Raw genomic sequence first — 19,236 nt, forward strand, 5'->3', positions numbered from 1 at the left:
ATGGGTCGTCGGCGAGCCCCTGGAGGGGATGCTCGCCAAGGCCCCGCTCGAACCCGGACGCGCCGCGACGCTGCTGTACGAGGCGTCCGAGGCGATCGCCGCCGCGCACGCCGCCGGGCTGGCGCACCTCTGCCTCACGCCCCGCGACCTCGTCTGGACGACCGGCGGCACCGTCAAGATCCTCGGCATCGCGACCGACGCCGTCCTCGGCGACCGGTACTCCGACGACCCGGCGGGCGAGGACGTCCGCGGCCTCGGCCGGATGCTGTACGCGGCCCTCACCGCGCACTGGCCCGGCGACGCCGCCGGCTCCAACCTCCCACCCGCACCCACCTCGCCCAACGCACCCGGCGCGTCCACTTCGCCCACTTCGCCCGGCGCGTCCGCTGCACCCGGCGCGTCCGCGGCGGACGGCGAGGGCGTCCTGCACGCGCCCCGCCAGGTCCAGGCCGGGATCTCGCACGCGATCGACGCGATCGTGTGCCGCTGCCTCGGCATCGGGCCCGCCGAACCGCTCGCGTCCCCCGCCGACCTGGCCAAGGCGCTACGCGGCGTGCCCCGCACACCGCTGCCGCTTTTCGCAGGTCTCGGCCACACCCAGCCGCCGTCCCCGCCCTCCTCGCCGCCCCGTCGACCCACGCCGCACGGGCACGCCGCGCCGCCGCACGGGCCGTCCCGCCGCCGCTCCAGGGCGTCGACGTCGGCGTCCACGCAGCCGCATCACCAGCCCGCGCCCGAGCCCCAGGCGATGTCGCACGTCCCGCCGCCCCGGACGCGCAGCCGGCGCGATGCCGCGCCCCCGCCGGCTTCCACGTCCACCCGCACCGCGCCGGCGCACGGCCACGGCGGCCAAGGCGGCCAAGGGACGCATGGCGGGCACGGCGGCGGGCACGGCGCCCCGCGCCGCCCCGCGAACCGTGCGCTCCTCGGCGTCGCCGCCGCCGCGCTCACCGTCATCGTCGGCCTCGGGGCCTGGGCGCTGGCCGGCAAAGGCTCCAACGACAAGTCCGGCAACTCCGGCGTCGCGGACCCGAAGACGTCGTCCACGCCGAAGGCGCCTTCCGCCACCAAGCTCCCCGTCGCGAGCGCGGAGGGCCTCGACCCCGTCGGCCAGGACGGAGGCGAAGGCAAGGAGAAGGGCCGTCTCGCCATCGACGGCAAGGGCGGAACGGTCTGGCGCAGCTCGTATTACACCTCTCCAGAGTTCGGCAACCTCAAGGAGGGCGTCGGCCTGCTGCTCGACATGGGCCGGCAGGTCACGATCAGGGAGGTCAAGGCCCAGCTCCCCGAGTCCCCCGGCGCCACGATCCAGTTGAGGATCGGTGACACGTCCGACCCGAACGCGATGCAGAAGGTTCAGACGGTCACGACGTCGGGCTCGGGCGTCACGTCGTTCCAGGTCCCCGGGCGGCGTACCGGACGCTACGTGCTGCTCTGGTTCACCAAGCTTTCCAGCGGCTCGGACGGGCAGCTGCGCGCCGAGGTCAGCGAAGTCTCCGTCCACGGTTCACAGAACTGATCCGACGCCGCCCTCCGGAAGCTGCGTCCATCCCCCGCCGCGTCGCCGCGGAAGATCGCGTCGCCCGGGGGGAGACCGCCAAGCCCGTGGACGGCCCGCAGTGTCCTCGGAGGCGGCGAGGCCGGAGGGGCGGGGTGGCCTCGGCGGTCCCGGCCGTCAGGTATCGGCTTTGCCGCAGAGTGGAACGCCGCGGAACGGTCTGTGACGTGGGGCGGTGCTTGTCGGTATCGTGCCTGTAAGCAGATGTCCCTTCGCCCCCAGGAACCTGTGGTGCCTACCCCAGCAGCCGGTCGCGGATACTCGGCACCCCCCGGGCGTCCCGAACGAGAAAGCGGTCGCTCATGACGTCGGTGAGCATGCGTCGCGTCGACGAGGTGCCCGACAAGGAGCTCCTCGCCCGCCATGCCCAGGGGGACCCGCACGCCTTCGCCGAACTCGTCCACCGCCACCGGGACCGCATGTGGGCCGTCGCGCTCCGCACCCTCGGCGACCCCGAAGAGGCCGCGGACGCCCTCCAGGACGCCTGCCTTTCGGCGTTCCGCGCGGCCGGACGGTTCCGCGGGGACGCCGCCGTCACCACCTGGCTGCACCGGATCGTCGTGAACGCCTGCCTGGACCGCATCAGGCGCAAGTCCGTCCGCCCCGCGACACCGATGGGCGACGACGCCACCTTCGACGCCGTCGCGCCGAAGATGCCCGACCCGACCGACGCGCACGGCGTGTCTCTGGACGTCCGCACCGCGCTCGGGCAGCTGCCGTTCGAGCAGCGCGCCGCCCTCGTCCTCGTCGACATGATGGGCTATTCCGTCGACGACGCCGCGCAGGTCATGGAGGTCCCGCCCGGCACGATCAAGAGCCGGTGCGCGCGCGGACGCGCCCGGCTCGCCCCCCTTCTCGGCCATCACCGGAACCGACGGGAACGCAAAAACGTCGGAGGTGTGGAAGGAGGTGGCATGCCCAAGTGAACCCCGCACACCTTGACTACGACGTCCTGGCCGACCTGGCCGAAGGACTGCTCGCAGCCGACGAAGCCGCCTCCGTCAACGCGCACCTCGACACCTGCGCCGACTGCCGTGACCTGTCCGCCGACCTTGCGGACGTGTCCCGGCTGCTGGCGGAGGCACCCGCGCCGTCCATGCCCGCCGAACTGGCCGAACGCATCGACACCGCCATCGCCGCGGAGTCGCTGACCACCGCGGCCGTGACGAGCCTGGAGGAGCGGCGCGGAAGGCGGCATTGGCGGATACTGTCGGCCGCCGCCGCGGCCGTGGTTGTGCTCGGCGGCGGAGCGGCGGTCGGGACGATCGCCTTGGACAACACGAACGGCGACCACGGCCAGGCCTCGGCCCCACCGCAGGACAACGCGCGCCCCGGCGTCACCGGGAGCGAGAACGAGAAGCGGAGCGGCGGTATGGCGCCGAACGCGGCGCCGGCACCCGCGTTCGCGGTCGCGAGCAGCGGCACCGACTACCGCGCCGGGACGCTCGCCGCGCAGGTCGGCCAGGTCATGGCGACCAACCAGAAGCTCAGCGCCGCCGACGCGCCGGACACGCGTCTCCGCGGCTGTGTCGTCGGCCTCGTCCGCGAACAGAAGCCCGTCCTCGTCGACCAGGCCGAATACGAGGGAAAACCGGCGACCGTCATCGCCGTCAACGGCGACACGCCCGGGAAGCTGAACGTGTGGGTCGTCGGGCCGGACTGCTCGGCCCAGAACCAGCACGTCCTCAAGACGATAAAGAACGCCTGACCACATATCCGAAGGCCATGGACACCCGGCGATCCGCCACCGTCCATGACCTTTCTCCCCGCCCGCCCGGAAACCCTCGTGCCGGCCGCCCAGTAGATCGCTGCCCGGCCTGTCAGCCGCTGCCCCGCTCGGTGGAGTCGCTGGGCCGCTTGGCCGGACGCTGGTTGGTCGGCCGCTGGTGGTCGGTCGCGTGGTCGGTCGCTGGCGGTCGGTCGCTGGCCAGTGGTCAGAGGGTTGCGATGAACTCCAGCGCGATCGTCCAGGCCTGTTCGGCGGCCTCGGCGTCGTAGTCGGGCAGGTCCGGGTCGGTGAACAGGTGCCCGGCACCCCGGTACCGGAAGACCTCCACGTCCGCGCCCGCCTTCCGCATCCGCAGGTACCAGGCGTTGAGCCAGTCGGAGGGCTCCCACGTGTCCGGGTCGGCGACGTGCAGCTGCACCGGGATCTCGGTGGACGCGTCGTCCGCCATGTCGGACGTGCCGTGCATCAGCAGCAGCCCGCCCGCCTTCGCGTCGGCGAGCGCGAGGTTCTGGGCGAGGGAGCCGCCGAGCGAGAACCCCGCGTACACGAGGCCGCCGTCGCCCACCAGCGGAGCGGCCGCCGCCACCGCACGGCGCAGCAGTTCGTCCCGCCCGATCTCCTCCTTGATCTCGATGCCCGCCTCCGGCTCGTCGACGACCCGTCCGTCGTACAGGTCCGGGACGTGGACCTCGTGCCCCGCCGCACGAAGCCTGTCCGCCGCCTGCTGCACTGCAGGTCGCAGCCCGTACATCGAGTGAAGAAGCAGAACGCGCGCCATGCACCACACCCTACGACCACCGGGAACCGTCCAAGCGCCCCAAGCCACCAGGCCTCCGGAGCGCGAACCCAGCCCCGGGCGGGAGTCGGGCTCGCCGTGCCGGGAATCCCCGGGGCCTAGGATCGGTTGACGCGAGTTGCAGGCCAGGTCGCGCGGCACCGACGGCCAATGAGGAGAGGCAGAACAGTGAGCGACGTCCGTAACGTCATCATCATCGGCTCGGGACCCGCGGGCTATACGGCCGCCATCTACGCCGCCCGTGGCGACCTCAAACCGCTGGTGTTCGAGGGTTCGGTGACGGCCGGAGGTGCCTTGATGAACACCACCGACGTCGAGAACTTCCCGGGCTACCCGGACGGGATCATGGGTCCCGACCTGATGGACAACCTGCGCAAGCAGGCGGAGCGGTTCGGCGCCGAGCTCGTCACCGACGACGTCACCGAGGTCGACCTCACCGCCGACCCGAAGGTCGTCAAGGTCGGCGACGACACCTACCTCGCCAAGACCGTGATCGTGGCGACCGGGTCCGGCTACCGCGAGCTGGGCCTGCCGGACGAGAAGCGCCTCTCCGGACGCGGCGTCTCCTGGTGTGCGACCTGCGACGGCTTCTTCTTCCGCGAACAGGACATCGCGGTCGTCGGCGGCGGCGACACCGCCATGGAGGAGGCGATCTTCCTCACCAAGTTCGCCCGCTCCGTCACCGTGATCCACCGCCGTGACCAGCTGCGCGCGTCCAAGATCATGCAGGATCGGGCGTTCGCCAACGAGAAGATCAAGTTCCGGTGGAACGGCGAGGTCACCGCGATCCACGGCGAGGACCGCGTCACCGGCGTCACCGTCCGCGACACCAAGAACGGCGAGCAGTCCACGCTGGAGATCACCGGGTTGTTCATCGCGATCGGGCACGACCCGCGCAGCGAACTGTTCGCCGGTCAGCTGGAGACCGACACCGACGGTTACCTGCTCGTCGACGCGCCGACCACGAGGACGAAGGTCCCCGGCGTGTTCGCCTGCGGTGACGTGGTGGACCACATCTACCGTCAGGCCGTCACCGCCGCGGGCACCGGCTGTGCGGCGGCCATCGACGCCGAGCGCTGGCTCCAGGATCGGGACGCCGCGGAAACCGTGCCGCAAGCCTGAACCCGCAGCCCGAACCGTCCCACCAGGGCCTGGGGCTACGACACCAACCGCTGGCCCAATGCGCGATCGGTTGGGCCCCGAAGCTGATGTCCGTGCGGGAAGCCACGGTCAGCCGCTCGACGCGCCGGCAGGTTCGGCGAGTGCTCGCTGACCGCAATCCGGCGCCTGATATCGGTGACCGGCACGCGGTGCAGCAGCTCTCGGCCATTTCATCGAGCCACCGCAGGTGAACGCACCGCGCGCAAGAGACCAGCCCGAAGTCCCGACGCCGCTCGACGAACCCGAATCGAACCGAGTCAAACCGAGCCAAACCGAGCCAATCGAGCCAATCGAGCCAAACCGAGCCGACCAGCAGGCATCGGACCGAAAGCACGTGACCAGATCGGCCGACAGATGAGCAGACGGAACGCTCCAGCGGAACGCCGGTGCCGAATCTGGACGCCGGAAGGCGGTTCGACAGGCCGGTAGGCCAAGGAATTCGCCGGACGGAGACGATCGTCCGGCACCATCGGGCGGGGACGTCCCGCCGCCCGCACCATGAGTGAAGGAGAACCATGAAAGTCGTGACCGACGCCGACTTCGCAACCGAGGTCCTGAAGAGCGACAAGCCCGTTCTTGTCGACTTCTGGGCGGAATGGTGCGGCCCGTGCCGGATGGTGGCGCCGATCCTTGAGGAGATCTCCAAGGAGCACGGCGACAAGATCGAGATCGTCAAGCTCAACATCGACGAGAACCCGAAGGTGCCGCAGTCGTACGGCGTCCTGCAGATCCCGACGATGAACATCTACAAGGACGGCGAGGTCGTGAAGCAGATCATGGGCGCCAAGCCGAAGGCGGCCCTGCTGCGCGATCTGGCCGAGTTCATCTGACGGTGTCCCGGCCCTTACGCGGCCGTCGAAGGCGGCGCCATCCGATAAGTCCAGGTCGGGCGAAGGCGGCCGACCCAAGCACGGTCAGCCGGATCGCAGGCCGGTCGGCAGGCGCGCCGCGCGACGTCGCGGCCGCGGCGACCGGGTCCGTCCCGTCTGACCTCGCCGCCTCCCGCGATCGCCTCCCGCGGCGAGCGCGAAAGCGTGTGGCCCGCGCTCCTGACGGAGTGCGGGCCACACGAATAAACCGGCTCAGAACGCCTCAGACTGGTCGTAGCGCCCCCTCCGGGGTCATGGAGCCCAGCAGCCGTTCCAGGGCCACCTCGACGTCCTCACGCCACGACAGGGCCGACTTCAACTCCAGCCGCAGCCGCGGATACCGATGATGCGGGCGGACGGTCTTGAACCCGACCGACAGCAGATAGTCGGCGGGCACCATGCACCCGCCCTCCTCGCCCTTCAGATCGCCGAACGCCTCGATCGCTTTCACCGTGCGCCGGGTGAGATCCTTCGCGACGCCCTGGACGAGCATCCGGCCGAGCCCGCCGCCCGCGAACTCCGGCAGGATGTGCGCGGTCATCAGGAGCACCGCGTCCGCGCTGACGGGGCTGGTCGGGAACGCCACCGAGCGCGGCACGTACAGCGGCGGCGCGTACAGCACGAAGCCCGCGGGGACGTTGTCGACGTACACGATCTTGCCGCAGCTGCCCCACTCCAGCAGCGTCGAGGAGATCCACGCCTCCTTCTCCAGGCCGGAGTCGCCGCTCTCCAGCGCCCGGTCCCGGCTCACCGGGTCCAGCTCCCAGAACACGCAGCCGCGGCACCGGTGCGGCAGATCGTTCAGATTGTCCAGCGTGATGTTCACGAGACGACGCGACACTGGGTCGGCACCCCCTGTTGCGATCCTCGCCCGCCCGGCTGAAACCTCCGGCCGGGCCGTCGGTCTCTCGGGGCGGAACGCCGCTCCGCTGAAGTTCCCGGCAACATTCCGGGACCCTCGGGCATCGTATCGGACAGGGGACCACCACCCGGGCGGCGCACCTTCCGCAACACCACCACCCCCACCCCCTCGGCCCTCGCGGGCGAAGCAGTACGGGGGCCCGTCTGGGCGCCTCGCCCTCGCCCAGGGGTTCGCGGGAAGCGTCCCCGCCCGATGCCGTAGTTTGCTGGCAAGCCATTCCACCTCGGAGGTGCCTCGTGGAACAGCACTCGCGTACGGATGCCTACACCGATCGCTACGCCGCCCGCGCCGCCGGCATGGTGCCCTCCGAGATCCGGGCTCTGTTCGCGATGGTCGCCCGCCCCGAGGTGGTCTCGCTCGCGGGCGGCGCGCCGTACGTCTCGGCGCTTCCCCTCGACGCCGTCGGACGGATGATCGGCGACCTCGTCGCGGGCAAGGGCGCCGAGGTGCTGCAGTACGGCTCCGCGCAGGGCGACGAGCGGCTCCGCGAGCACATCTGCGACGTGATGGCGCTGGAGGGCGTCCAGGCGTCCGCGGACGACGTCGTCGTCACGGTCGGCGCCCAGCAGGCGCTCGATCTCATCACCAAGATCTTCGTGGATCCGGGCGACGTCGTCCTCGCCGAGGCCCCGTCCTATGTCGGCGCGCTCGGCACGTTCGCTGCCTACCAGGCCGACGTCGTCCACGTCCCGCTCGACGACGCGGGACTCATCCCCGCCGCGCTCCGCGAGACCCTCGCCGACCTCCGGACGCAGGGCCGCCGGGTCAAGTTCCTCTACACCGTCCCGACGTTCCAGAACCCCGCCGGCGTCACCCTCACCACCGCCCGCCGCGCCCAGATCCTTGAGATCTGCGCCGAGTACGACGTCCTCGTCGTCGAGGACAACCCGTACGGACTCCTCGGCTTCGAGGACGAACCCATGCGGGCCCTCCGGGCGGACGACTCCCAGCGGGTCATCTACCTCGGCTCGTTCTCCAAGACGATCGCCTCCGGCCTCCGCGTCGGCTGGGTGCTGGCGCCGCACGCGGTGCGGGCCAAGCTCGTCCTGGCCGCCGAGTCCGCGATCCTGTGCCCGTCGAACTTCTCGCAGCTCGCCGTCCGCGAGTACCTCGCCACGCAGCCGTGGCGCGAGCAGATCAAGGACTTCCGCGAGCTCTACCGAGCGCGCCGCGACGCGATGCTCGACGCCCTCGAACAGCTCATGCCGGACGGCTGCACGTGGACGCGTCCCGCGGGCGGATTCTTCGTCTGGCTCACGCTCCCCGAGGGCCTCGACGCCAAGGCCATGGCGCCCCGTGCCATCGCCGAACGCGTCGCCTACGTCCCGGGCACCGGCTTCTACGCCGATGGGACCGGCCACCGGCACATGCGCCTGTCCTACTGCTTCCCCGAGCCGCACCGGATCCGGGAGGGCGTCCGACGCCTCGCCGCGGTGGTGGAACAAGAGATCCGTCTCCGGGACACTTTCGGCAGGACCGCCGCGGGCGGCTCCACCGGCGTCCAGGCTCCGGGGCCGGACGTCGTCTGAATGTTTCACGTGAAACGCACCGGCCGCTCGGACAGGTCGTCGGGCCTTCAGTTCTCGCTGAAGGCATGATGATCGTGCCGGACGGCGCGACTCGGCGCCCGCCCGGAGGGGGAGCCGGTGCGTTCCGCCGTCAGCAGCACCAGCTAGAGGGGCACCAGCAGTGGAACTCGGGCATGTCGTCGTCCTGGCCGGCGGACTCTCCTACGAGCGCGAGGTCTCGCTCCGCTCCGGTCGGCGCGTCACAGAAGCGCTGCGCGCCCTCGACATCCCCGTCGAACTCCGCGACGCGGACGCGACGCTCCTGGACTCCCTTTCCGACGATCCCCCGGACGCCGTGTTCCCGGTGCTGCACGGGGCGGCGGGCGAGGACGGCTCGATCCGGGACGTCCTCGAACTCCTAGACGTCCGCTACGTCGGTGCGCGTCCCGACGCCTGCCGGGTGGCGTGGGACAAGCCGACCGCCAAATCCGTCATCCGCCGGGCCGGACTCCGGACGCCCGACTCCGTCGCCCTTCCCAAGGAGGTCTTCCACGACCTCGGGGCCTCGTCCGTCCTCGACCAGATCATCCGCAGCCTCGGTCTCCCGCTGTTCGTCAAGCCCACACGAGGCGGCTCGGCGCTCGGCGCGTCCGTCGTCCACGAGGCCGGGGACCTGTCCGCCGCCATGGTCGGCTGCTTCGCCTACGGCGACGCCGCACTCGTCGAGCGCTACGTGTCCGGCGTCGAGATCTCGGTCAGCGTCATCGAGCGCGACGGCACGCCCATCGCCCTCCCCGCCGTCGAGATCGTCGCCCCCGGCGGCCTCTACGACTACACCGCCCGCTACGACGCCGGCGACACCGAGTTCGTCACCCCCGCCCGCCTCGACCCGGACGCCACCGCCCGCGCCACCGCCGCCGCCGTCACCGCCCACCGCGCCCTCGGCCTCCGCGACCTCTCCCGCACCGACCTCATCGTCTCCCCCGACGGCGAGGTCCATTTCCTCGAAGTCAACGTCGCCCCCGGCATGACGGAGACCAGCCTCTTCCCTCGCGCCATCAGCGTCGCTGGCCTGGACCTCGGCGAAGCGTGCAGAGACCTTCTCCTATCCCGCTTCCCCTGAACCTCCACTCCCGTCCCGGCCAAAGACCACGGGCTCGACACACTTTCGCCTCAAACACCAAGCACTCCCACCCCCAACACCAACGCGCGCCCCCTCACGCCAGCACTGCCGAATGCGCCCCGAAGCCAGCCACGCCCCCAACGGGACGCCCATCACCCCGGACGCCAGCCAACCAACGCCTCCGGGACCCCGCACGCACCGCCCCAAGCCCTCACGCGCGAACCGAAGTCCAACGGCGCCGAACACCACGCCCCATCGCACCGCCACCCCCGGACAGCCCACCATTCAGACATCTTGGCGAGCTCCCCAGCGCCGGCCCAGGGAGACGAGCGCCACAGAGTTCGAGTGGCCGGAGCCTCACCCGCGAGGAGTCCGGAGGGCAGTCAGCAGCCGCAGGACGGACGGGGGCCACAGGACGGCCGGGACGTAGGACGGGCGGGAACGCAGGACGGGCAGGGGACACAGGACGGGCAGGGGACGCGCGACGGGCAGGGGACGCGCGACAGGCAGGGGACGCGCGACGGGCAGGGGACGCGCGACGGGCAGGGGACGCGCGACGGGCAGGGGACGCGCGACAGGCAGGGACCGTAGGACGGGCAGGGACCGTAGGACGGGCGGGGGACGCGACAGGCAGGGGACGCGGGCGCAGCAGGCGACGGCGCTGGCGCTGGCCCTGGCGCTGGCCCTGGCGCTGGCCCTGGCGGTGGCGGTGGCGGTGGCGGTGGCGGCGACGGTGACCCAGAAGAACGCCTCGGGCGGGTCCAGGCCACTCTCGGGTGAGGATCTGCGTCCCGAATTTGGGGGCCAGTACGGCTGGAGATGAGCGACCGCGCACAGAACGCCACTGGGGGAGCGACGCATTCAGGGACGCCTGCAAAGGAGCGAAGACCGAGGGTGTGCCGGCCTAGGGTCACGGGTCTAGAGAGGATGGGCCTGCCTGACACGCTCTCGGCGTCCGATGACGGGCAGGGCGGGCTGCTCGTTCCAAGCGTTGCGAAGAGATTGGGGCGGCTAGGTTGCCATTGTCGGCCGCGTGTGGAGTCGACGATCCGGCCTCTCCGCCAGAGTCGAGCTCATGCGCCTCTCGGCCTTGGGGATCGCCTGCTCCATCACCACGGCGTCCTTGGCTGCCGAATTGGCGACACCGTTTCACGTGAAACATTGGCCGTGAGATGCCTGAGCCCGACGCGGGATCAGCTCAGGGGCGCGATCGCGAGAAGGTTCTGAATCCATGAGCCGTGGAGGGGTGGTTCGGAGTTCAGCCCCGCTCTGGGGCACGAACTCGCCGCGAGCGCGGTCGCCGGGCCCCCTGGTATCCGTGGCCCGTTGCCGTCGTCCCTATCGGCTTGCTCACATCGCGGCGTTCAGCTGCCACCACCATGGCGAACAGTAAAGCCGGAAGGTCTCGTCCGCGCGACGGGAGAATCGAGCGACGAGGACGGCTGGACGACGCCCGCTCGTCGATCGCGAGCGCCTCATCGAGAGCCCCACCGGAACAGGTGGGCGACAGAGCGGTCGGGCGGCCGGGGCCGGATGTTTCCCGTGAAACATCCGGCTTCGGCAAAGCAAAGCGCCCCGGGGAGCCGCTAGGGCCGGTCCGCCGGGGCGCTGAGGATTCCAGGACGTCAGGTGTCCTCGCCGGCGCCGTCCTCTTCGGGAACCATGGATTTGATAATGCGGTCCAGGTCTTCGAGCGTGGCGAACTCGACCACGATCTTGCCCTTGTTGCGGCCCATGTCCACTCGAACCTTGGTCTCGTAGCGGTCGGACAGGCGGTCGGCCAGCTCCTTGAGTCCTGGGGCGACCGGCTTCTTGCGGCGTCCCTGGCGCGGCGCCTTCGGTTCGTCGTCGACCTCGCGGAGCGCGATGAGCTCCTCAAGCGCGCGTACGGAAAGGCCTTCCTGGACGATCCGCTGCGCCAGGTGCTCCTGCGCCTCAACGCTGTCCAGCGAGAGGAGCGCGCGGGCATGACCGGCCGACAGCACTCCCGCGGCGACACGGCGTTGGACCGCCGGCGGCAGGTTCAGCAGGCGGAGCGTGTTGGTGATGTGCGGACGCGACCGGCCGATGCGTCCGGCGAGCTGCTCGTGCGTGGCGCCGAAGTCCTGCAGCAACTGCTGGTACGCGGCGGCCTCCTCCAGCGGGTTGAGCTGCTGGCGGTGGAGGTTCTCCATGAGGGCGTCACGGAGCAGGTCGTTGTCACCGGTGTCGCGGACGATCGCCGGGATGACGTCCAAACCGGCTCGTCTGGACGCCCGCAGGCGCCGCTCGCCCATGATCAGCTCATAGTCGTGCTCGCCCGACGTGGCCTTGCGGACCACGATCGGCTGCAGCAGCCCGACGATGCGGATCGACTCGGCCAGTTCATCCAGGGCCTCGTCGTCGAAGTGGTCGCGCGGCTGACGCGGGTTGGCGCTGATGGAACGGACGGGAAGCTCAGCGAAATGGGCGCCCGCGACAGGTTCCAGTGCCACGTCGGACGAGGCGGCGCCGTTCGGTCCGTTCGGTCCGCTCGACCCAGACGATCCGGACGACCCGGACGCTCCCGGCCCGCCGGGGAATCCCGGCTCGCCCGCGCTGCCCGGTTCGGTGGACGTCGGCGGAGGCGGGGCGGTGGGAATGAGGGCGCCGAGTCCCTTGCCGAGGCCGCGTCGCTGCTGGCTCACTGGACGGATCCTCCATAAGCCATTTCGGATGCGGCTTCGCTGTAGGCGAGCGCGCCGCTCGAACCGGGGTCGTAGGTCATGACGGACTGCCCGTAGCTCGGGGCCTCGGAGACCCGGACGCTACGCGGGATGACGGTGTTGAGGACGACGTCGCCGAAGTGGTTCCGAACGTCCTCGGCGACCTGCGCGGCGAGGCGTGTCCGGGCGTCGTACATCGTGAGCAGGATCGTGGACACCTTCAGCTGTTGGTTGAGGTGCGCTTTGACGAGGTCGACCGTCCTGATCAGCTGCCCGAGGCCCTCCAGCGCGTAGTACTCGCACTGGATCGGGATGAGCAGTTCGTCCCCGCCGACCAGGGCGTTCACGGTGAGCAGACCGAGGGACGGCGGACAGTCGATCAGGACGTAGTCGAACTTGTCAGTGTCGTAGGCGTCCAGCGCCCGCCGCAGCCGCGACTCGCGCGCCACCTTGGAGACGAGCTCAATCTCGGCGCCGGCGAGGTTGAGCGTCGCGGGCGCGCAGTAGAGGTTGGGGATCTCGGCGGCCGGGACGACGATGTCGGCGAGCGCCATGTCCTCGATCAGCACGTCGTAGATCGAGGGGATCTCCGCGTGGTGCTCGACACCGAGGGCGGTGGAGGCGTTGCCCTGGGGGTCGAGGTCCACCACGAGTACCTGCGCGCCGTGCATGGCGAGGGACGCGGCAAGGTTCACCGAACTGGTGGTCTTGCCCACGCCGCCCTTCTGGTTGGCGATGGTGATGACGCGGCATCTGTCCGGCCGCGGCCACTCCTTGCCTCTGCGGCCCGGTATCGGCTTGACCGCGGTGGCCGTTGTTTCATGTGAAACCTTGGCGTCCTTGAGCGCCTCGCGCACGAGTTCTGACTCCCCCTGAGTTGGTCCCTTGCGCGGACCCGGCGGTTGCGCGCCGCCGGCGTTCGTCGGTACATAGCCGACGTTCTCCGCGGTTCCGGACGTTGTGGTGCTCCACATTGCGTGTCCGGAGGGGGCGGTCCCCGGCGCGGTGCCCGGGTCCGCCTCCCCCCGCGTTCCGGCGGGGGACGTCGCGCGCGCGGCGTCCGCACCGGGTCCGCCCAGGCCGGACGGCTGTTCGTCGGGGGATTCGTCGGCGCGGTCAGGCCTGCCCAGCCCTGGTCCCGTGCTCATGAAGACCTCTTCCTCGACCCTTTTGCGCGCCGGGGTGCGCGCTGTCGTCGCCCGACGACCTCGACCCGGCCCGCGACCACGCGGACGACCGTCGTCGGAGAATCGACCATACCGCGCCCGACTTGAAGCAGTTCCGTGCTCCGTACTCCGAGCCGCCTGAGGACGAGCTCCGCCTCCTCCAATTCGGCCGCGGCCCGTTCGCCTTTGAGTGCGAGCAGTTCGCCGCCCGGCCGCAGCAGCGGCAGCGCCCACGTCGCGAGGCGATGGAGAGGTGCGACAGCGCGCGCCGTGGCGACGTCCGCCGTGATCTCCCCGGCCAGGTCCTCGGCTCGTCCGCGCCGCACCTCGACGTTGCGCAGGTCGAGCATCTCGACGCACTCGTTCAGGAACGTGGTTCGCCGCAGCAGCGGTTCCAGCAGGGTGATCCGCAGATCGGGACGGACGATCGCGAGGACGACGCCCGGCAGGCCCGCCCCGGATCCGACGTCCACGACCTGCGCGTCCGCCGGAATCACCTCCGACACCACCGCGCAGTTGATCAGATGGCGTTCCCAGAGACGATCGACCTCGCGCGGGCCGATGAGCCCGCGCTCGACCCCGGCCGTCTCAAGGAACGCCGCGTAACGTTCCGCGACCGGTAGCGCGTCACCGAAGACGACCTCACGTCCAATCCCCACCAGACGAATCGTTCCACATAAACCAGCAGAGCCGTGCACGCGCAACGTCCCCGCAACGCCCCGCGTGCCTTCCCTGACTCAACGTTCCGACATTTCGTCCCAACCCCGCCCCCGAACGAACCCGCACGCAACCCCAGACCACGCCCCGACCCCCCGGTCTCAGCTCAACGCCCCGCACACCCTCCCCAGCACGACGGCCCACACAGCGTCCCTACGCGGCGTTCGCGGAGAAGTTCCCAGCTGAATGGACGAAATTCGCCGGAAAGCCGGAGTAGTGGCCGATCAGAGCAATCCCGTTCCAGGCCGCCGCCCCACCCACGCACCCGCCCCGCCCGCGCGCAGTTCCCGCCCGCGCACCGTTCCCACCCACGCACCGTCCCCGCCCACGCACCGTCCCCACCCACGCACCGTCCCCATCGCACCCGACCCCACCGCACCCGTTCCCATCGCAACGTCCTCGTGAAGCACCTCAATGCAACCCCCGCGCGCTGTACTGCTTACGCTCCTCCCGAACAGCACCTGGCACAGCGGCGTGCAGGCCCCCGCAATCCCCCTCCGCACATGGCCTTGCGCACTGGCCCCCAGGTTCCTCGCGCTGCCGCGCGGCGTGATGCACGCACGAAGCCGCTCACGGGCAGGCCGCACACTGTCATCGGCATCATCCCCGGGCACTGCCCCGCGCAGCGTCCCCCGTCCACCTTCCTCTTTCTCTTTGCGCAGCACCAGCACCGCGCCTGCCCCCATGCCGACTTGGCACACCGTTCATGCAGCGCCCGGGGAGGAAGCGTCCGCGCATACCGCCGAGGCGGAACCGCGTCGGGCCACAACTCGGTGCGGCGTCGGAGGGGCGAGGGTTGGACGAGGCTTGCGTTATGGCGAGAACCACATGACCCGCTGCATATCCCGGGCTCGTCGGGTAGAGGGCGCACTGTCGCCCCGATGTCCCCCGGAAGGAGCTCCGACAAATGGGAATCGGAGTCAGTCTCGCATTCATCGCTCTCGGCGCGATCCTCGCGTTCGCCCTCCGCGTCGATCTGAGCGGCATTGACATTCACCTGGTCGGCTGGATCCTCATCATGGTGGGGCTGATCAGCATGGGCTTCACCCTCAAATACACGCGACCGCGGCGCCGCGCCGGCCGTGTGGTCGGGGCGGACCCGGCCTACGGGGACGAGCCGGGCACGGTGGTCCGCGAGGAGCACATCATCGAGGACCCCGCTCCCGTCGGCCGTCCAGGGGAGCGGGTCGAACGTGTGATCGAGCATCCGGCGGACGAGGGTGTCCGCCATGGCCACGTCGCACAGGACCCTTCGTTCTCCCAGGATCCGGCGCACGCGCAGGATCCCGCCGAGGAGAACAGCCCGTCCATCATCGATTCGCACGCACGGCCCGTCCCGCAGCGACGCAGGTGGCGCCGGACGACCCGCTGACCCTGGCGAACCGGTCCGCTCGGTGTGCTGGGCGGCGGTGCACACCGAGCAATAGGGGCCCCGCGCCCACCCGGCGCGGGGCCCTCCCATGCCTTCGGGGGGTGAGGACAACTCTGGACGCCCGTCAGACCGCACTCCATGCGATCCCCGACCGCCCACGACCATTGACCGCGGCTCCCCGAAACTCCATCAACGATCTAGGAGTCAGCCGTTCCTACTGCAGTTGTACGTCGTGTTGAAACGGTCGACCCGGCAGACATAGATGTAGACGCCGTGCTTGACCTTCGAGTTGGACCATTTCCCGTACCGCACCTGGCCCTTCTTGGTGGCGAGTGCCAGCCGGGGCGTCCAACTGCGGCCTTTCTTGTTCCAGGTGTGGACGAACAGCGCCGCACGCTTACCGTCGCCCTTGGTGTCTTTGACGGTACCGTTCGCCGAAGCCTTGTAGAAGCGTCCACCGAGACTCGTCCAGCAAATCCGGGCGCTTCCCCAGGCGCCGGTCGTGGACACGTAGGCGTTCCTGCAGGTCTGCCGCTTGACCGAGGCGCCCGCCGGCGAACTGAGGCCGATCGCTAAGACCAGGGCCCCGATCGACGCGATCGCCGCGATTACTGTTCGCGCCAGCAATGATTTACCTGGCATGCAACCCCTCCCGAGATGGGAACTCGCCGAATCCATTCGGTGACTCGGCTCTCAAATGCGGGGTGCGGACGCAACTTTGCCACCAATCCACAACGGGGTCAAGTGCGAGTCATGGGCCATTGCGTCGTGGCCGAGCAGGAAGATTCCAGCGAAGGCGGTGTCGTGTCCACAACAGAAGACGGCCCCGCCAGGAAAGACACTGGCAGGGCCGTCAAAAGGCGGGAAAGCTCGGTCAGGCGGGGTAGACGACGACGTAGCGGTCGGGCTCTTCGCCTTCGGATTCGCTGCGCAGGCCCGCGGCGGCCACCGCGTCGTGGACGACCTTGCGCTCGAAGGGGGTCATCGGGGCGAGCGGCTTCGGCTCGCCCGCCTGCTTGACCTCGTCCGCGACGTCGGTGCCGAGCTTGGTCAGTTCGGCGCGGCGGCGTTCGCGGTAGCCGCCGATGTCGAGCATGAGCCGGGTGCGGTTGCCCGTCTGGCGGTGGACGGCCAGCCGGGTCAGCTCCTGCAGCGCCTCCAGGACTTCGCCGCGCTTGCCGACCAACTCGTCCAGGGCTCCGCCGACGACGGCGACGATCGCGCGTTCGCCTTCGACGTCCATATCTATGTCGCCGTCGTAGTCACCGATGTCCAGCAGGCCCTCGATGTAGTCGGCGGCGATCTCGCCTTCCTGCTCGAGCGCCTGGACGTCTACCTCGGTGGTGTCGGTCTGGCTCAACGGGGTCTCCTTCTCCGGCACGTGCTCGGGGTTCAAACTAGCGCTTCTGGGTCCCGCTGCGCTTGCTGCGCGGCTTGCGGGTCGGCTGGTTGCGGACGACCTTCGGCTTGTCGTCCACCTCGGGTTCGGGCTCCGGCACCGGCTCCTTCTTCAGCTTGGCCTTGATGCCCGACGAGGTCTGGCCGTTCTTCGAGCCGGCGGCCTTCGCGCCGCTCTTGGCGCCCGGCTTCGTGCCCGCCTTCGTACTCGACTTCGTCCCGGTCTTGGTGCCCGACTTGCCGGAGCCGGACGTGGTCGTCGCGGGCTCGCCGTCCTTACCGGGCGGCGGGTACTTCTTGTAGATGTAGTGCTGCTGCGCCAGCGTCCAGGTGTTGGACGTGACCCAGTACATGAGCACGCCCAGCGGAAAGCCGAGTCCGAAGAGGCCGAACAGCGGCGCGAGGAAGACCATCATCTTCTGCGCCTGCACCATCGGGTTGGCGTCATCGGTGACGGGCTGGCGCTTCATGCTCGCCCGGACGGTGAAGAACGTCGTGCAGGAGCTGATCACCACGGCGATGCCGGTGACGACGATGGCCGTCCAACTCTTGGGGTCGGCGCCCCACGCGTTGAGGAACGTGTCGGGGATATGGGCCCCGAAGATCGGGGCGTTCTGCGCGCTGTGCACCAGGTCGGCCGACATGGAGAAGACGCGCTCGCCGGGCTCGGCGTCCGAGACCTTCTTCAGCGTCTGGAAGAGGCCGATGAAGATCGGCATTTGCACCAGGAGGGGGAGGCAGCCCGACAGCGGGTTGGCGCCGTTCTCCTGGTAGAGCTTCATGACCTCCTGGTTGAGGCGCTGCTTGTCGTTCTTGTACTTCTTGCGTAGCGCCTGGACCTTGGGATTCAGCTCCTGCATCTTCCGCGAAGCGTGGATCTGCTTCACGAACAGGGGAACGAGGATGAGGCGCAGCAGGACGGTGAGGAGGATGATCGAGCCGCCCCAGGCCCATCCACTGTCCTTGGGGACGACGGTGCTCAGCCCGGTGTGAATCCACACGATGAGCTGAGCGACGATCTCGTACAACCAGTCAAGCACCGGGCAGCTCCTTGGGCTCTGCTAGGGCGGGGCCGCTCTCCTCGCGGCCGGAGTTCGAGGAAGCCGCCGCGGATCGCTCCTGGACGGACGTCCGGGACGTCCCTCCAGGTCCCTCGGAGAAGTGCGTCCTGGACGGCTTCTTCGGCGGCACCGGGTCGTGACCCCCGGGGTGGAAGGGGTGGCACCGCGCGATCCGGCGGGCCGTCAGCCATGTGCCGCGCAGCGCCCCGTGCACCTGGAGCGCCTCCAGGCCGTACGCACTGCAACTGGGCTGGAAACGGCACTGCTGCCCGAGCAGGGGACTCAAGAAGCGGCGGTAGGCGCGGACGAGCAGGATCAGCAGCGTCGCGACGGGGCCCGGGGGCCCCACCGGGTGATGCGGGGGGAAAGCCATCCCCTGCCGACTCCTCATCTCCGCCCCTTGGACGCGGGCCGCAGCAGCCGGTCGAGCGCCGACTCCAGATCCGCGGCCAGTTCGTCAGGACGCGCCGTCCCCGCCTGGGGGTTGGCGCGCACTACGAGCAGGCTACCCGCTGGGAGGCGGTCCAGGTGCGGGCGCATCAGATGGCGGAGGCGGCGTCGCGCGGTGTTGCGGACGACGGCGTTCCCCACGGTGCGCGCCACGATGAACCCGACCAGCGGCGGGGCTGCCCCGCCTGCGGTCCTGTCGGGCGCCTCGTCCGGGTGAAGCAGGTGAACCACGACAGTCGGCCGTCCGGCGCGGCGACCGCGACGGACGGCCAACGTGAAGTCGTCCCGCCGCCGCATCCGGTTTCCGGACGGCAGCACAGTGAGCGGTGGATCAGACCGCGATGCGAGTGCGGCCCTTGCCGCGCCGGTTGGACAGGATCGCGCGGCCCGCGCGGGTGCGCATGCGCAGCCGGAAGCCGTGCTTCTTGTGGCGACGACGGTTGTTCGGCTGGAAAGTACGCTTGCTCACTTGAGGCTCCAGTGCTGCGGTCTGCGGTCGGTTCGTCTGCAAAGGCTCGGCAACTCGCATCGAGGGGCGCGTCCGGTCCCCCGCAGCGGGGGCCCACCCGAGCCTGCCTGGAGGGGCTGCCGGCGGGCACGCGTCATCTCCGTCGATGCGACTCGACCTCAGCACGTTACGGGCTCCAGCGCACCCGGTCAAACGGAGCGACCGCGGCAGGGCCAGCGCGGGCGGACAGCGCGGGCGGACAGCGCGGGCGGAC

General features: G+C 70.1%; 19 protein-coding genes. 8 read left to right on the forward strand and 11 right to left on the reverse strand.

Going from position 1 to position 19,236, the window contains the following annotated elements:
- Nucleotides 1-28: 28 nt before the first annotated feature.
- The 3 genes from ACH34T_RS37940 to ACH34T_RS37950 all read left to right on the forward strand — a co-directional run bounded on the left by ACH34T_RS37940 (nt 29) and on the right by ACH34T_RS37950 (nt 3,266).
- Nucleotides 29-1,519 (forward strand): AMP-binding protein, encoded by a 1,491-nt coding sequence (locus tag ACH34T_RS37940; RefSeq protein ID WP_396025823.1) that lies wholly within the window; start codon nt 29-31, stop codon nt 1,517-1,519.
- Between the two features lie 341 nt (nt 1,520-1,860).
- Complete coding sequence (gene sigM / locus ACH34T_RS37945) at nt 1,861-2,484, forward strand: RNA polymerase sigma factor SigM (protein WP_396025824.1); 624 nt, start codon at nt 1,861-1,863, stop codon at nt 2,482-2,484.
- Nucleotides 2,481-3,266, forward strand: coding sequence for an anti-sigma factor family protein (locus tag ACH34T_RS37950; protein WP_396025825.1), 786 nt, complete (start codon nt 2,481-2,483; stop codon nt 3,264-3,266). The genes sigM and ACH34T_RS37950 overlap by 4 nt, the downstream gene beginning before the upstream one ends.
- Before the next feature lie 226 nt (nt 3,267-3,492).
- On the opposite strand, the gene ACH34T_RS37955 is transcribed toward ACH34T_RS37950, so the two are convergent.
- Nucleotides 3,493-4,065, reverse strand: a complete 573-nt coding sequence (locus tag ACH34T_RS37955) for a dienelactone hydrolase family protein (RefSeq protein WP_396025826.1) — start codon at nt 4,063-4,065, stop codon at nt 3,493-3,495.
- Between the two features lie 186 nt (nt 4,066-4,251).
- Here ACH34T_RS37955 and trxB point away from each other — a divergent pair, with 186 nt between their 5' ends.
- Both trxB and trxA read left to right on the forward strand, forming a co-directional pair.
- Nucleotides 4,252-5,205 carry a thioredoxin-disulfide reductase gene (gene trxB / locus ACH34T_RS37960; protein ID WP_396025827.1) on the forward strand — a complete coding sequence of 318 codons (954 nt, stop codon included), beginning with the start codon at nt 4,252-4,254 and terminating at the stop codon, nt 5,203-5,205.
- Between the two features lie 554 nt (nt 5,206-5,759).
- A complete protein-coding gene (gene trxA, locus ACH34T_RS37965) occupies nt 5,760-6,074 on the forward strand; it encodes a thioredoxin (protein ID WP_396025828.1) in 315 nt (104 codons plus the stop codon).
- 262 nt (nt 6,075-6,336) lie between these two features.
- Here the strand turns inward: trxA and ACH34T_RS37970 are convergent, their stop codons facing one another.
- Nucleotides 6,337-6,954 carry a GNAT family N-acetyltransferase gene (locus ACH34T_RS37970; RefSeq protein ID WP_396025829.1) on the reverse strand — a complete coding sequence of 206 codons (618 nt, stop codon included), beginning with the start codon at nt 6,952-6,954 and terminating at the stop codon, nt 6,337-6,339.
- A 377-nt stretch (nt 6,955-7,331) separates the two neighbouring features.
- Between ACH34T_RS37970 and ACH34T_RS37975 the strand changes: the two genes are divergently transcribed.
- The gene (locus ACH34T_RS37975; RefSeq protein WP_396025845.1) at nt 7,332-8,564 is read left to right on the forward strand and encodes a PLP-dependent aminotransferase family protein; all 1,233 of its coding nucleotides are present in this window, start codon (nt 7,332-7,334) and stop codon (nt 8,562-8,564) included.
- A 160-nt stretch (nt 8,565-8,724) separates the two neighbouring features.
- Nucleotides 8,725-9,666, forward strand: a complete 942-nt coding sequence (locus ACH34T_RS37980; RefSeq protein WP_396025830.1) for a D-alanine--D-alanine ligase — start codon at nt 8,725-8,727, stop codon at nt 9,664-9,666.
- Nucleotides 9,667-11,291: 1,625 nt separating this feature from the next.
- Here ACH34T_RS37980 and ACH34T_RS37985 read toward each other — a convergent pair.
- The 3 genes from ACH34T_RS37985 to rsmG all read right to left on the reverse strand — a co-directional run bounded on the left by ACH34T_RS37985 (nt 11,292) and on the right by rsmG (nt 14,175).
- On the reverse strand, nt 11,292-12,332 hold the full coding sequence (locus ACH34T_RS37985; protein WP_396025831.1) for a ParB/RepB/Spo0J family partition protein: 1,041 nt from the start codon (nt 12,330-12,332) through the stop codon (nt 11,292-11,294).
- On the reverse strand, nt 12,329-13,207 hold the full coding sequence (locus tag ACH34T_RS37990; protein ID WP_396025832.1) for a ParA family protein: 879 nt from the start codon (nt 13,205-13,207) through the stop codon (nt 12,329-12,331). Before ACH34T_RS37990 ends, ACH34T_RS37985 begins: the two co-directional genes overlap by 4 nt.
- 287 nt (nt 13,208-13,494) lie before the next feature.
- On the reverse strand, nt 13,495-14,175 hold the full coding sequence (gene rsmG / locus ACH34T_RS37995; protein WP_396025833.1) for a 16S rRNA (guanine(527)-N(7))-methyltransferase RsmG: 681 nt from the start codon (nt 14,173-14,175) through the stop codon (nt 13,495-13,497).
- 965 nt (nt 14,176-15,140) lie between these two features.
- Between rsmG and ACH34T_RS38000 the strand changes: the two genes are divergently transcribed.
- Nucleotides 15,141-15,605, forward strand: coding sequence for a DUF6458 family protein (locus ACH34T_RS38000; protein WP_396025834.1), 465 nt, complete (start codon nt 15,141-15,143; stop codon nt 15,603-15,605).
- A 204-nt stretch (nt 15,606-15,809) separates the two neighbouring features.
- On the opposite strand, the gene ACH34T_RS38005 is transcribed toward ACH34T_RS38000, so the two are convergent.
- From ACH34T_RS38005 to rpmH, 6 genes are all read right to left on the reverse strand, one after another.
- Entirely contained in the window at nt 15,810-16,247 is a 438-nt protein-coding gene (locus ACH34T_RS38005; protein WP_396025835.1) for a hypothetical protein, read from the reverse strand.
- A gap of 232 nt (nt 16,248-16,479) precedes the next feature.
- Nucleotides 16,480-16,965, reverse strand: a complete 486-nt coding sequence (locus tag ACH34T_RS38010) for a protein jag (RefSeq protein WP_396025836.1) — start codon at nt 16,963-16,965, stop codon at nt 16,480-16,482.
- Nucleotides 16,966-17,002: 37 nt separating this feature from the next.
- Nucleotides 17,003-18,043: a membrane protein insertase YidC gene (gene yidC, locus ACH34T_RS38015; protein ID WP_396025837.1), complete on the reverse strand. Its 1,041-nt coding sequence runs from the start codon at nt 18,041-18,043 to the stop codon at nt 17,003-17,005.
- A complete protein-coding gene (yidD, locus tag ACH34T_RS38020) occupies nt 18,036-18,437 on the reverse strand; it encodes a membrane protein insertion efficiency factor YidD (protein WP_396025838.1) in 402 nt (133 codons plus the stop codon). Before yidD ends, yidC begins: the two co-directional genes overlap by 8 nt.
- Nucleotides 18,438-18,451: 14 nt before the next feature.
- A complete protein-coding gene (gene rnpA, locus ACH34T_RS38025) occupies nt 18,452-18,811 on the reverse strand; it encodes a ribonuclease P protein component (protein ID WP_396025846.1) in 360 nt (119 codons plus the stop codon).
- 34 nt (nt 18,812-18,845) lie between these two features.
- On the reverse strand, nt 18,846-18,983 hold the full coding sequence (rpmH, locus tag ACH34T_RS38030) for a 50S ribosomal protein L34 (RefSeq protein ID WP_138650196.1): 138 nt from the start codon (nt 18,981-18,983) through the stop codon (nt 18,846-18,848).
- Between the last annotated feature and the right edge of the window lie 253 nt (nt 18,984-19,236).

It is taken from the genome of Actinomadura sp. 9N215, assembly GCF_044326345.1.
Classification (GTDB): Bacteria; Actinomycetota; Actinomycetes; order Streptosporangiales; family Streptosporangiaceae; genus Spirillospora.

What these genes read in the sequence shown, in the direction of transcription:
- sigM (WP_396025824.1), top strand. Translation starts at nt 1,861, where the DNA reads ATGACGTCGGTGAGCATGCGTCGCGTCGACGAGGTGCCCGACAAGGAG.
- ACH34T_RS37975 (WP_396025845.1), top strand. Translation starts at nt 7,332, where the DNA reads ATGGTGCCCTCCGAGATCCGGGCTCTGTTCGCGATGGTCGCCCGCCCC.
- ACH34T_RS38005 (WP_396025835.1), bottom strand. Translation starts at nt 16,247, where the DNA reads ATGCCAGGTAAATCATTGCTGGCGCGAACAGTAATCGCGGCGATCGCG.
- ACH34T_RS38000 (WP_396025834.1), top strand. Translation starts at nt 15,141, where the DNA reads ATGGGAATCGGAGTCAGTCTCGCATTCATCGCTCTCGGCGCGATCCTC.
- ACH34T_RS37955 (WP_396025826.1), bottom strand. Translation starts at nt 4,065, where the DNA reads ATGGCGCGCGTTCTGCTTCTTCACTCGATGTACGGGCTGCGACCTGCA.
- yidD (WP_396025838.1), bottom strand. Translation starts at nt 18,437, where the DNA reads ATGGCTTTCCCCCCGCATCACCCGGTGGGGCCCCCGGGCCCCGTCGCG.
- trxA (WP_396025828.1), top strand. Translation starts at nt 5,760, where the DNA reads ATGAAAGTCGTGACCGACGCCGACTTCGCAACCGAGGTCCTGAAGAGC.
- rnpA (WP_396025846.1), bottom strand. Translation starts at nt 18,811, where the DNA reads ATGCGGCGGCGGGACGACTTCACGTTGGCCGTCCGTCGCGGTCGCCGC.
- ACH34T_RS37940 (WP_396025823.1), top strand. Translation starts at nt 29, where the DNA reads ATGCTCGCCAAGGCCCCGCTCGAACCCGGACGCGCCGCGACGCTGCTG.